The organism is Acidovorax sp. Q11 (genome assembly GCF_054950075.1).
Genome location: NZ_JBUDZG010000001.1, coordinates 334,728 through 347,408 on the forward strand (window position 1 = coordinate 334,728; position 12,681 = coordinate 347,408).

The 12,681-nt window shown below is 68.4% G+C and carries 12 protein-coding genes; 4 read left to right on the forward strand and 8 right to left on the reverse strand.

Going from position 1 to position 12,681, the window contains the following annotated elements; genetic code table 11:
• The first annotated feature begins 27 nt into the window (after positions 1-27).
• From ACYZGB_RS01490 to ACYZGB_RS01500, 3 genes are all read left to right on the forward strand, one after another.
• Positions 28-1,170 carry an aminoglycoside phosphotransferase family protein gene (locus ACYZGB_RS01490; RefSeq protein WP_462386424.1) on the forward strand — a complete coding sequence of 381 codons (1,143 nt, stop codon included), beginning with the start codon at positions 28-30 and terminating at the stop codon, positions 1,168-1,170.
• A 92-nt stretch (positions 1,171-1,262) separates the two neighbouring features.
• Positions 1,263-2,000, forward strand: a complete 738-nt coding sequence (locus tag ACYZGB_RS01495) for a 16S rRNA (uracil(1498)-N(3))-methyltransferase (RefSeq protein WP_462386425.1) — start codon at positions 1,263-1,265, stop codon at positions 1,998-2,000.
• A 435-nt stretch (positions 2,001-2,435) separates the two neighbouring features.
• Entirely contained in the window at positions 2,436-3,533 is a 1,098-nt protein-coding gene (locus ACYZGB_RS01500) for a diguanylate cyclase (protein WP_462386614.1), read from the forward strand.
• Here ACYZGB_RS01500 and ACYZGB_RS01505 read toward each other — a convergent pair.
• Entirely contained in the window at positions 3,517-4,077 is a 561-nt protein-coding gene (locus ACYZGB_RS01505; RefSeq protein WP_462386426.1) for a DUF3617 domain-containing protein, read from the reverse strand. The genes ACYZGB_RS01500 and ACYZGB_RS01505 overlap by 17 nt on opposite strands.
• A gap of 107 nt (positions 4,078-4,184) precedes the next feature.
• Complete coding sequence (locus ACYZGB_RS01510) at positions 4,185-5,474, reverse strand: acyl-CoA dehydrogenase family protein (protein WP_462386428.1); 1,290 nt, start codon at positions 5,472-5,474, stop codon at positions 4,185-4,187.
• Between the two features lie 187 nt (positions 5,475-5,661).
• Here ACYZGB_RS01510 and ACYZGB_RS01515 point away from each other — a divergent pair, with 187 nt between their 5' ends.
• Positions 5,662-6,396, forward strand: coding sequence for an SOS response-associated peptidase (locus tag ACYZGB_RS01515; protein WP_462386429.1), 735 nt, complete (start codon positions 5,662-5,664; stop codon positions 6,394-6,396).
• A 31-nt stretch (positions 6,397-6,427) separates the two neighbouring features.
• Here the strand turns inward: ACYZGB_RS01515 and ACYZGB_RS01520 are convergent, their stop codons facing one another.
• From ACYZGB_RS01520 to ubiT, 6 genes are all read right to left on the reverse strand, one after another.
• Positions 6,428-7,675, reverse strand: a complete 1,248-nt coding sequence (locus tag ACYZGB_RS01520) for a branched-chain amino acid ABC transporter substrate-binding protein (protein WP_462386431.1) — start codon at positions 7,673-7,675, stop codon at positions 6,428-6,430.
• 67 nt (positions 7,676-7,742) lie between these two features.
• Positions 7,743-9,377: a long-chain-fatty-acid--CoA ligase gene (locus tag ACYZGB_RS01525; RefSeq protein ID WP_462386432.1), complete on the reverse strand. Its 1,635-nt coding sequence runs from the start codon at positions 9,375-9,377 to the stop codon at positions 7,743-7,745.
• 164 nt (positions 9,378-9,541) lie between these two features.
• Complete coding sequence (gene ubiD / locus ACYZGB_RS01530; protein ID WP_462386433.1) at positions 9,542-11,029, reverse strand: 4-hydroxy-3-polyprenylbenzoate decarboxylase; 1,488 nt, start codon at positions 11,027-11,029, stop codon at positions 9,542-9,544.
• A 79-nt stretch (positions 11,030-11,108) separates the two neighbouring features.
• Positions 11,109-11,693, reverse strand: coding sequence for a UbiX family flavin prenyltransferase (locus ACYZGB_RS01535; RefSeq protein ID WP_462386434.1), 585 nt, complete (start codon positions 11,691-11,693; stop codon positions 11,109-11,111).
• Positions 11,686-12,099, reverse strand: a complete 414-nt coding sequence (locus tag ACYZGB_RS01540) for a putative zinc-binding protein (protein ID WP_462386436.1) — start codon at positions 12,097-12,099, stop codon at positions 11,686-11,688. The genes ACYZGB_RS01535 and ACYZGB_RS01540 overlap by 8 nt, the downstream gene beginning before the upstream one ends.
• On the reverse strand, positions 12,096-12,656 hold the full coding sequence (gene ubiT / locus ACYZGB_RS01545) for a ubiquinone anaerobic biosynthesis accessory factor UbiT (RefSeq protein WP_462386437.1): 561 nt from the start codon (positions 12,654-12,656) through the stop codon (positions 12,096-12,098). Before ubiT ends, ACYZGB_RS01540 begins: the two co-directional genes overlap by 4 nt.
• Between the last annotated feature and the right edge of the window lie 25 nt (positions 12,657-12,681).

A 12,681-nucleotide genomic window follows, 5' to 3' on the forward strand; every position in this document is an offset into this window, starting at 1 on the left:
AAAGCGGGTTTTAAAATCGGATTATCCATGAGCCACCCCATCCCCCCATCACCCACCGGTGCGCCCCTGGGCGCGGCCGCTGCCGCCACCGCCCTGCCCCCCGTGACCTGGCCCGACGCCGCCCGCAAAGCCGCCTTCGACGCCTGGCTGGCGCCCCTGGTCGGCCCCCAGCAATTGCTGCCCGCCACGCTGCGCCCCGCCTCGGCCGATGCCAGCTTTCGCCGCTACCTGCGCATTGACACGGCCACGGGCGCCAGCTGCATCGTGATGGATGCCCCGCCCGACAAGGAGAACTGCAAGCCCTTTGTGCAGGTGCAGGGCCTGATGGCCGCCGCCGGGCTGAACGTACCGCAGATCCTGGCGTTTGATGAGCCCACCGGCTTCATGTTGCTGACGGACCTGGGCTACCAGACCGTGATCGAGCGGCTGAACCCTGAAAAACCCCAGGATGCCTACGCCTGGTACCAGCAGGCCACCGATGTGCTGCTGCAGTGGCAAAAAGCCTCCACCCCCGGCGTGCTGCCCGTGTACGACGACGCACTGCTACGCCGCGAGCTGGCGCTGTTCCCCGACTGGTACCTCGCCAAGCACCGCGCCATCGCCCTGGACGACAAGCACCAGGCCACGCTGCAAAGCGCCTTTGACGCCATCGTGGCGCACAACCTTGCGGCCCCCAGCGTCTATGTGCACCGCGACTTCATGACCCGCAACCTGATGGCGCCTGTGGAAGCAGGCGCGCCGCTGGGCGTGCTGGACTTCCAGGACGCGGTCTACGGCCCCATCACCTACGACATCGCCAGCCTGCTGCGCGATGCCTTCATCAGCTGGGAAGAGGAATTCATCATTGACATCACCGTGCGCTACTGGGAGAAGGCGCGCAAGGCCGGCCTGCTGGGCGCCACCAGCGCCAGCGGCTGGGGCGATGACTTTGGCGAGTTCTACCGCGCGGTGGAATGGATGGGCCTGCAGCGCCACCTCAAGGTCGCGGGCATCTTTGCGCGCCTGACGCTGCGCGACGGCAAGCCCAGGTACCTGGCCGATGCGCCCCGGTTCATGGCCTACATCCGCGCCACCGCCAACCGCTACCGCCAGCTGGGCCCGCTGCTGCAGATGCTCGACCAGATCGAAGGCACCGAGCCCGTGGTGGGCTTCGCCTACGGCCGCATGTAGGCAGGCCCAGACGCCCAGACGCCAAAAAACTCAAGCAAAACAGCCCTCTGCGCGCGATCACATTGCCCAGATAGCTATTAAAAACACAGCAAATGCCCCGTTTCCACTGCCCCGCTCCATTGGCCACGGGCGCCGAGATCGAACTGCCCCCCGGCGCCGCGCGCCATGTGCAGGTGCTGCGCCTGCAGCCCGGCGATGCGCTGACGCTGTTCAACGGCGAAGGCGGCGAGTTCGAGGCCACGGTGCTGAAGATGGGCCGCAGCGATGTGCTGGTGCAGGTGGGGGCCCACCACGCCACCGAGCGCGAGGCGCCGCGCGCCGTGCACCTGCTGGCGGGCATCACCGCCAACGAGCGCATGGACTGGCTGGTGGAAAAAGCCACCGAGCTCGGTGTGGCCAGCATCACCCCGCTGGTGGCCGAGCGCAGCGTGCTCAAGCTCAAGGGCGAGCGCGCCGACAAGAAGATCGCCCACTGGCAGGCCGTGGCCGTGGCCGCCTGCGAACAATGTGGCCGCAACCGTGTGCCCGTGGTGCACGATGCCATCGACCTCGCGGGCTGGGCCCGCGCGCAGGCAGGGGCCGCAGCGTCCGACGGGGCCGGGGCGGCGCAGCGCCTGCTGCTGTCGCTGCGCGCAGGCACCTTGCCGCTGCAGCAGGCGGCGGCCCCGGCCGGGCCGGTGCTGTTCCTCTCGGGCCCGGAGGGCGGGCTCAGCAGCGCCGAGGAGGACCTGGCCCTGTTGCATGGCTTTGCCCCCGTCACGCTGGGCCCCCGCGTGCTGCGCGCCGAAACCGCGCCGCTGGCGGCCCTGGCGGCGCTGACGCTGCTGTAGGAGCCTGCTCAAAGTCTTTTTGGAGCCGCACAAGTCCCTTGCCGGGATGGGATGCTAGGCGCGGTGCGCAGCCGATATCCTGTGCTATCGGCAAGCGCCGCAACGCCGCCGACCGCCCGGCAAGGCACTTGCCCGAAGGGTTGGCGTGCAATCGGGCGATTGGACGCCCCGGCTGCTTGCATGGGCACGAGCCCATGCGGCGCACCCGAAGCATCCACTCCTCCCGATTGCACTCCAATGCGATCTCCAAAAAGGCTTTGAACAGGCTCCAAGGATGTACGCGCGGGCCCCTGCGGCCTAAAATGCCCAATCGGCCGCGCCCCGCGCGTGGCCCCACCTCTGGCAGGAGCCCCCACCTTGCGCCACCCTTCCCGCTGGCAGCGCCTCAGGGATGTGATTCTCTCCACCGATCCCCGGCGGCGCACGCTGGTGGGGATGGCACTGCTGGCCCTGCTGCTGATGGCCGCCAGCGCGGGCGTGATGCTGCTGGTGGCGCATGCCAGCGCTGCGCTGAACGCCACCGCCGTGCACTGGTGGGCCGCCCTCTCGGTGGGCGGGCTGGCCGTGATGACGGCCTTCATCCGGTCCGGCGCCACGCTGGCGCTGCGCGACCCCTCGCTCACCCTGCCCCAGATGGCCTGGACCATCACCAGCGGCGCCGTGGCCTATGTGCTGGCGGGCGAGGCGCGCGGGCTGGTGCCCAGCCTGCTGGCCATGATCCTGTTCTTTGGCACCTTCGGCCTCACGGTGGCCGAGGTGATCGGCATCGGCATCTATGCGCTGGTGGCCTTTGGCTGCGCGATTGCCGTGAGTTCGCGCCTCAGTGCCAACGCCTCGGGCTACCTCGATACGGCCTATGCCCTCATGGTGGTGATCGTGCTCGGCGGCTGTGTGGCGCTGAACCTGCGCATCCACCGCATCCGCGCGCGGCTGCAGCAGCAGCGCGAGGCCCTGGCGCAGGCGCTGGACATCAACCGTGAGCTGGCCACACGCGACGAGCTGACCGGGCTCATCAACCGCCGCGCCATGCTCGACCTGATGGAGCTGGAACACCGCCGCAGCCTGCGCAGCGGCCGCCCGCTGCTGCTGGCGCAGCTCGACATCGACCACTTCAAGCCCATCAACGACCAGCACGGCCACGCCACCGGCGACCGCGCACTGCAGGCCTTTGCGGGCACCGTGCGCGCCAACGTGCGCGACACCGATGTGCTGGCCCGCTGGGGTGGCGAGGAGTTTGTGCTGATGCTCTGCGAGACCCAGCTAGACGACGCCCGCGACCTGCTGGAACGCGTGCGCCAGGCGGTGGAGGCGCTCGAAATCCCCCACGCCACGGGCACGCTGCGCCTGACCGTGTCGGCAGGCCTGGCCCAGCAGCTGCCGGGCGACACCGTGGTGCACACGCTGGAGCGCGCCGACCAGGCGCTCTACACCGCCAAGGCCCTGGGGCGCAACCGGTGGGTGGTGGCGCCCAGCGGCCCGCAGCACCCGCCGCGCCCCGCCGCAGGCCCGTCTCCCCTCAACGCACGGGTTTGAGCGCGCCGCAGTCGGCGGCCAGCCACTTGCCGGTCTTCGCCATGTCGAGCTGGTCGGGCTTGCCGTTGGTGGTGGTCTTGACCTTGAACTGGCCCGTGTAGGCCGTGGGGCCGTTGAAGGTCATGGAGCCCTCGCCCGTGGTGGGCGGCTGGCCCTGCGCGCCCTTGCAGCTGAAGCGCATGGCCAAGGCGTTCGGCCCGGTGCGGTTCACGGTCTGCGTGCAGCCCTCCTGCGGCGGGATGCGGTCCAGGTCGGCCTGCTCGGGGCTGATGCACACCTTCACGATGGTGATGCTGCCGCCCGGGCCCATGGCCACCCCCTGCTGGGCCAGCATCTGTTCCATCAGCTTGCGCTGCGCAGGCGTCATGCTGGCCATGGACTTCTGCATCTGCGCCATGGCCGCCTCCATCTCGCCGCTCTGGCTTTTCATGGCCACACTGTGTTCCCACAGGCCGGGGCGCATCTTCTGCACCTGGGCCTGGGCGGGCACCAGCGCGCCGGTCAACAACAGGGCCGTAGTCAAGGCGATGGCAGGGTGGCGCATGGTGTGTCTTCCAGGGTGGAGGAATGCAGGAACGGGGGCCAGTATCTCCAAGCGGCGCCACACTGCCAAGTACCGACAGCGAAGCACCCCGTGGCGAGCGTGCCGTGTCACGCACTCAGATGTGGCGGCGCACGCATCTGCTCGGGTGTGGTGAACCAGGCGCCGGATTCCCCCAGCCCCGCGCGCGCGCGGGCCAGTTCGTGGCGCGCCACGGTGCGCAGGTGCACCTCGTCGGGCCCGTCCATCAGCCGCAGCGCGCGGCCCCAGGTCCAGAAGGCGGCCAGCGGCGTGTCGGGCGACAGGCCCATCGCACCAAAAATCTGCATGGCGCGGTCCACCACCCGCTGCTGCAGCCGCGCCGCCACCAGCTTGATGGCGGCGACCTGGGCACGCACCTGGCGCACATAGGCCGCATCGCCCTGGTCGAGCAGCCAGGCCGCATGCAGCACCAGCAGGCGCGCCTGGTCGATCTCGATGCGCGACTCGGCCAGCCATTCCTGCACATTCGCCTGCTCGGCCAGCGGCTTGCCAAAGGCCGTGCGCTCCAGCGCGCGCCCGGTGGCCAGGGAGAGGGCCAGCTCGCACTGGCCGATGCTGCGCATGCAGTGGTGCACCCGGCCGGGGCCCAGCCGCGCCTGCGCCATCACAAACCCCGCGCCCCAGTCGCCCAGCAGGTGGTCGGCGGGCACGCGCACGCTGCGCAGCAGGATCTCGCAATGCCCCTCGGGCGCATGGTGGTGCAGCACGCTGATGTTGCGCACGATCGACACACCCGGTGCATCTGCGGGCACCAGCACCATGCTGTGGCGCGCATGGCTGGATGCGCCATCGGCGTCTGCATTGCGGCACAACACGATCAGCAGCCTGCAGTGCGGGTGTGCCGCGCCGGTGATGAACCACTTGCGGCCACTGAGCACCAGATCGTCACCATCCCTGCGCACCGTGGTCTGCAGGTTGGTCGGGTCGGACGAGGCCACATCGGGCTCGCTCATCGCAAAGGCCGAACGCATCTGCCCGTGCAGCAGCGGCAACAGCCAGCGCGCGCGCTGTGCCGGCGTGGCAAAGCGGTGCAGCAGCTCGATGTTGCCGGTGTCCGGCGCCTGGCAGTTGAACACCTCGGCCGCCCAGGGCAGGCGACCCATGGCCTCGGCCAGCGGCGCATAGTCGAGGTTGGTGAGGCGCGTGCCCGGCTCGTCATCGTGTAGCGTGGGCAAAAACAGGTTCCACAGGCCTTCCTCGCGCGCCAGGGCCTTGAGGTCGTCCAGAAACGGCGGCGGGTAGCTGTCCGCTGCCACAGCCGCGTGCCAGGCAGCGTTGTAGGGCAGCAGGTAGCGGTCCATGAAAGCGGTGAGGCGTGCCAGCAAAGCACAGGCCAGGGGCGAGGGTGCGAAGTCCATGCGGCCATTGTGAAAACCGCGCACGCCCCCGTCACAACACAGGCGACAAGGGGCTTGATGCACATCAGGACCGCAGTGGCGCGGAGGCGTCGATAACTACATTTTTCATAGCTACAAACCTTTGCCAGATGCGCGCAAAGCCCCGTTTTTATTCAAAAACCTGCCGACAACCCGCTACCATCGCCCCATGGCCACCCACTACGAAACCCTGCACCCCACCGACAGCTACCGCGAGGCCTTTGCGGTGGAGCCACCCGCCACCCCGCTGGACCGCCACCTGCGCCCGCGCAAGCCCGGGGCCTGCATCGTGCCCGCCGCCAGCGCCGCTGCCGTGGGTGTGGCACCGCACCCAGCGGCGGGCGAGGAGGCCAGCAACGACAGCGCCGAGCGCGTGCTGGTGCCCGCGCAATGGGGCCTGGTGCCCCACTGGGTCAAGTCCGCGTCCGACGCCAAGCTGCGCGCGCCCAAGCTGGCCCACGCCAAGTCGGACCTGGCCTCCACCGGCACCGCGTTCCGCGACGCGTGGCTGAACGGCCAGCGCTGCATCGTGCCCATGCAGGCGTTTTATGAAGACGACTTCCGCACCGGCAAGGCCGTGCCCACCCGCATCGCCCGCGTGGACGGCAAGCCCATGGGCGTGGCCGGCCTGTGGGCGCGCTGGCAGGGAGCGGAAGGCGAGGTGATCGTGAGCTACTGCCTGCTCACCGTGAACGCCAACAACCACGCGCTGCTGCACCGCTACCAGCAGCCCGGCAGCGAAAAGAGCATGCCCGCCATCCTGAACGAAGGCGCCTACGACGCCTGGCTCTCGGCCCGACCCGACAAGGCCAAGGAGTTCATGCGCCAGTATTCCGCCACCGCGCTCACGGCCAACCCGGTGGAGAAGAAGGCGGACAAGGTGCCCAAGGGGTGGCTGGAGTGAGGGCGGCGCTCGCAGCCCAGCCAGCGTTCACTCAGGACGGCCGCTTCATCTGGCAAGACGTGGGCTGGGCGCTGATGTAGTTGTCCCAGGCCACTTCGGAGCGGAAGCCATAGCCGGTTTTCTCGGCGTCGTATTTCACGCCCTTGCTGCCCTGTTTGGCCCAGATGCCCAGGTACAGCGGCGCTTCGAGCTGGTGGTCGGTCTTGCGCATGCGCACCTCGCCCATGGGGCTCTTGTAGGTCATGCCTTCCAGCGCCAGGGCCACCTTCTTGGCGTCGGTGGACTGGGCCTTGCGCATGGCTTCACGCAGCATGTGCATGCTGTTCCAGTGCGCGGCAAACACAAAGTCGTCGCCGGTCTTCTTCTTGTAGTCCACGTAGATCTTTTCCAGATCGGGGGTGGGGGCGTTGTGCACCCAGTTCCAGATCACCCCGACCTTGCCCTCGCCCCAGGGCCCGATCTGCGCGGGCGTGCCGGGGTTGTTGGCGTTGAGCGTGAAGTAGTTAATGTTGAGCCCATAGTCGCGGGACGACTTGAACAGCAGCGTCAGGTCGCTGCCCCAGTTGGAAGTGATGACCGTATCGGCCTTGGCGGCGGCCATCTTGGCAACGTAGGGGGCAAAGTCGCGCGTCTGCGCGATGGGGATGAAGTCGTCGCCCACGATTTCGATGTCGGGCCGCTTGCGCGCCAGGTATTCCTTGGCGGCCTTGGAGACCTGGCGGCCGTGGGTGTAGTCCTGGTTGAGCAGGTACACGCGCTTCACGTCCTTGCGGCCTTGCAGGTAGGTGGTCAGCGCCTCCATCTTCATCTCGCTCGACGGATAGAAACGGAAATGCCAAAAGCTGCAGCGCTCGTTGGTGAGCTGCGGGTCCATGGCGGCGTAGTTCAGGTACACCGTCGCGCGCTCCGGGTCGCGCTCGGCGAGCTTGTTGAGCCCGTCCACCAGCGCCAGTGCCACCCCCGATCCGCCCCCCTGGGTGATGTAGCGCACGCCTCGGTCGGTAGCGGCCTTGAGCGCGTTCAGGCTCTCTTGCGGCGTGCCCTTGTTGTCGAAGTCCATCACCTCGAACTTGGGCTCATTGGGCCCGGCCTTGGCATTGACCTGCGCCACCACCTCGCGCAGCTGGTTGAGCGAGCTTTGGCCGGTGAGCGCGAACGGGCCGGACAGCAGGTCGATGAAGCCGATCTTCACCGTCTCGGCCGCCCCGGCGTGCGCGGCCATCACCAGCGCTGTGGCGCATGCGCCGACCTGAAGCCATTTCCTGGGAACCAAATTCATGTCTGTCTCCGTGGGGTGGGTGAGTGGGAAAGAAAGGAAAGCCGAAAGCCGTCAACGCGTGGCTGCGTCACTCGCCGCCGAACACCGCGCCATGGCGCTGCCGCAGCTCGTTTTTCTGGACCTTGCCGGTGCCGCCCAGCGGCAGGCTGTCCACAAACAGCACGTCGTCGGGCAGCCACCACTTGGCAACACGCTCTGCGAGGAAGTCCAGGATCTGCGTCTTGTCGAGCGACTGGCCGGGCTTGCGCACGATGAAGAGCAGCGGGCGTTCGTCCCACTTGGGGTGCTTGACGCCGATGACAGCGGCCATGGCCACCGCCGGATGCGCCACGGCGGCGTTCTCCAGGTCGATGGAGCTGATCCACTCGCCGCCCGACTTGATCACGTCCTTGGTGCGGTCCCGGATCTGCACCACGCCCTGCGGGTTGATGGTGGCGATGTCGCCGGTGGGGAACCAGCCATCGGCCAGCGCCGAACGTTCGGCCTTGTGGTAGCGGTCCACGATCCACTGGCCGCGCACCATCAGCTCGCCCTGCGCCACGCCGTCCCGGGGCAGGCGGGTGCCGTTTTCGTCCACCAGCTTGAGCTCGATGCCGAACACCGACTTGCCCTGCTTGGCGACCAGCGCGTGGCGGTCCTCGGGCGGCAGTTCGGCATCGGCAGCGCCCAGCACGCTCATGGTGGCAATCGCCGTGGTCTCGGTCATGCCCCAGCCGTGGCGCACCTCCACGTCGTACTCGTCGTTGAACTTGGCGATCAGCGCCTTGGGCATGGCCGAGCCGCCCACGCCCGTGCGCCGCATGGTGGTAAACCGCAGCTGGTGCTGCTCCACGTGCTGGATCAGACCCATCCAGATGGTTGGCACGCCCGCACTGACGGTGACACGCTCGGTTTCCATCAGCTCGTACAGACTGGCGGCATCCAGGCGCGGGCCGGGCAGCACCAGCTTGGCGCCGCCGATCAGGGCCGCATAGGGCAGACACCAGGCGTTGATGTGGAACATGGGCACCACGGGCAGGATGGTCTCACGCGCGCTGATGCTGAGCACACCCGGCATGCAGGCCGACAGGGCACTGAGCGCCAGCGCCCGGTGCGAATACAGCACGCCCTTGGGGTTGCCGGTGGTGCCCGAGGTGTAGCACAGCGCTGCGCCGGTCTTTTCATCACATTCGGGCCACTCAAAGCGGTCATGCTGGCCGGCCACCAGTGTCTCGTAGGCCTCGACCCCGGGCACCCCTTGCAGGTCGATGCTGCCCAGCGTGTCGGCATCACACAGCGCCACCCAGTGCCGTACGCGGGGGCACGACGCCGCGATGGCGCGCACCAGCGGCGCAAAGCTGGTGTCAAACAGCACCACCTCGTCGTCGGCGTGGTTGACGATGTAGGCCAGCTGCTCGGGGTGCAGGCGCGGGTTGCAGGTGTGCATGACCATGCCGCTGCCGGACACGGCGTAGTACGCCTCCAGGTGGCGGTGGTTGTTCCAGGCCAGCGACCCCACCACGCTGCCAGGGCGCAGGCCCAGCGCCTGCAGTGCGTTGGCCAGCTGCCGGGCGCGCCGGGCCATGTCGGCAAAGCGGTAGCGGTGCAGGCTGCCATTGGTGTCGCGCGAGACGATCTGCTGGTCGCCGTACTGGTTCTCACCGTGCTCGAGGATGGCCGAGACTAGTAACGGCCGATCCATCATGCTGCCGGGCTGCTGCATTGCTGTCGTCTCCTTGTGGTGTGCGCGGTGCTGCATCGCGGCATCCGTGGGATGCCGGTGCAGAGCCCTCTTTGCCGGGGCTGGCGCATCGTCGCAAACAACGCGGGGCGTGCTTGTCTTCTACGTGACTGGAGAGCGCAGCACCGCCGTGGTGCACGGACTGGTCACAGGCCCAGCGCTGTGAAAAGACCGTCCACGCGCGCCTGTACGGCGGCGTCCATGGCCATGGGCCGTCCCCATTCGCGCTGGGTCTCCCCCGGCCACTTGTTCGTGGCATCCATCCCCATCTTGCTGCCCAAGCCGCTCACGGGCGAGGCGAAGTCCAGGTAGTCGATGGGTGTGTGCTCCACCAGCAGGGTGTCGCGCGCCGGGTCCATGCGGGTGGTGATGGCCCAGATCACGTCTTTCCAGTCGCGCACATCCACATCGGCATCGACCACCACGATGAACTTGGTGTACATGAACTGGCGCAGATGACTCCACACGCCCATCATCACGCGGCGCGCTTGGCCGGCGTAGGCCTTGCGGATGCTGACCACCGCCATGCGGTAACTGCAGCCTTCGGGCGGCAGGTAGAAATCCACGATCTCGGGGAACTGCTTTTGCAGCAGGGGGATGAACAGCTCGTTCATCGCCAGGCCCAGCACGGCGGGCTCGTCGGGCGGCTTGCCGGTGTAGGTGCTGTGGTAGATCGCGTCCTTGCGCAGGGTGATGCGGTCCACGGTGAGGACGGGGAACTCGGCGCATTCGTTGTAGTAGCCGGTGTGGTCGCCATACGGCCCTTCCAGCGCATGCTGCCAGCCGCTCGGATGCTGAGCGTCGGGCTGGATATGGCCTTCGAGCACGATCTCGGCGGTGGCGGGCACCGAGAGGGGCACGCCCAAAGCGGGCGTGACTTCGGTGCGTGCGCCGCGCAGCAGGCCTGCGAACTGGTACTCGCTCAACGCATCGGGCACGGGCGTGACGGCGCCCAGCAGCGTGGCCGGGTCGGCCCCCAGCGCCACGGCCACGGGGTAGGGCTGGCCGGGGTGGGCGGCGCAGTGGTCGGCAAAGTCCAGCGCCCCGCCCCTGTGGGCCAGCCAGCGCACGATGAGCTGGTTGCGCGAGAGCACCTGCTGGCGGTAGATGCCCAGGTTCTGCCGCGCCTTGCGCGGGCCGCGCGTGATGGTCAGGCCCCAGGTGATGAGCGGTGCCACGTCGCCGGGCCAGCAGTGCTGCACGGGCAGGCGGGCCAGATCGACATCCGGCCCCTCCCACACCTCCTGCTGGCAGGGTGCGCCGCGCGCCACGGTGTGCGGCGCCATGTTCCACAGGGTCTTGAGCAGCTGGCCCATGCCCAGCATGTCCTTGAAACCTTTGGGGGCCTCGGGCTCCTTGAGGGTGGCAAGCAATTCGCCCAGCGCGCGCACGCCGCGCAGGTCGGCCACGCCCATGGCGCGGGCCACGCGGGCGGTGGTGCCGAACAGGTTGGTGAGCACCGGCATGCGGTGGCCCGTGGGCTGCTCGAACAGCAGCGCTGGCCCTCCGGCGCGCAGTACACGGTCGCTCAGCGCGGTCATCTCCAGGTGGGGCGAAACCGGCTCCGCCACGCGGCGCAGGTCGCCCGTGGCTTCGAGCTGGGCCATGAAGTCGCGCAGGTCGCGGTAGGCCATATCAGTACCAAAAAATATGAATCAAAAAGGCCGTTTGCGCGCGTCCATCATGCGCAAACAGCTATCAATACAATAGCAATCAATCCAATCCCTGCCAGCGGGGCGCCAAGCTGTGCTCCACGCCGATGAGGTCCAGCACACGTGCCACGCTGGTGTCCACCACCTCGCCCACGGTCTGTGGGCGCAGGTAGAAGGCGGGCAGCGGCGGGCAGACGATGCCGCCCATCTCGGTCAAGGCCACCATGTTGCGCAGGTGGGTGAGGTGCAGGGGCGACTCGCGCACCATCAGCACCAGGCGGCGGCGCTCCTTGAGCGCCACGTCGGCCGCGCGCGTGAGCAGGTTGTCGGCCAGCCCGTGCGCAATGGCAGCCAGCGTGCGCATGGAGCAGGGCGCGACCACCATGGCATGGCACTGGAACGAACCGCTGGCGATGGCTGCGCCCACGTTGGCCACGTCGTGCACACGGTGCGCCAGCGCTTCCACCGCAGGGCGGTCCATGTCCAGCTCGTGCTGCAGGTTGCGCCAGCCCGCATCCGAGACGACCAGGTGCGTCTCGATGCCGCTTTGGCCCTGCAGCACCTGCAGCAGGCGCGCGCCATACACGGCGCCGCTGGCGCCGGAGATGCCCACGATGATGCGGCGCAAGGTGGTGGGCTCAGCCATGGGAGGCCTCCACCACAGTGGGGCGCTGCAAGGTCTGCGCCTGCTGATCGGTCTCCACCTGCTCCAGCACCAGCGCGGCCTGCACGGGGTCGAAGTCTTCGTGCGCGCGCTTTTTCACGCCGTACTGTTGCAGCTGGTAGTGCCGGTCGGCCGCAATGCCGTGGCGCGCGAGCGTGCTCTTCACACACACCAGCGGACAGCCATCGAGGGCGATGATGGGGCGACCCGAGCGCAGGGTTTTCATCAGGTGGGGCACGTCGCCGCCCACCCCGGCGATGCACGACATCTCGGCCACGCCGCGCCGGTCGAGCTGCAGCGCCACGTGATTGGCCAGCTGCGCGGCGCTGGAGCAGCCGGAGCAGGAGTACACCAGCGGATGGTTGGTGTGGTGGGGGTGGTCGCTCATGGCTGCGGCCCCTTGCCAACGCGCCGAGCCATTGCGCCCAGAACCGCGCGCGGGGCCAGCCTGCGCAGCGCGCCACCGGGCTGCAGCCACTGGCGCGGGTCGAGCACGGGGGTATCCAGCGCATCCAGCGCGTTCTTCACGGCCAGGCCCAGTTCGGTGTCGCCCTCCATGGCCAGGCGGCGGCAGAAGAACAGGGTGTCGGGGTCCTGCTTGCGCTGGGCCAGCCACAAAAAATCCTGCGCGCTGGCGCGAATGGTGAGGTCCGGTGTGGACACACCGCTGCGGCCCAGGGGCGCAAACCGCTGCCCGTCCCAGCCAAAGTCGAATGCCACGCGCGCATCACGCACGGCAATGCACAGGCGCCGCCCACGCAGCAGGGCCAGCACATCGGCAGGCAGGTGTGGGGCCAGCACCAGGTTGAGCCCGGTGGCCAGCGCTGCCGAACCCGGCCAGGCAGGCAGGCGCGACAACACGGCGCCCACCGGGGCAGGCAGGGTGAAGGGCTGCGCGGTGGCAGCGGACGTTGGGACGGTGAACGGGGGGCTTTCTGCAGGCATGGAGAGAGGTTCTTTGGGGTGGTGC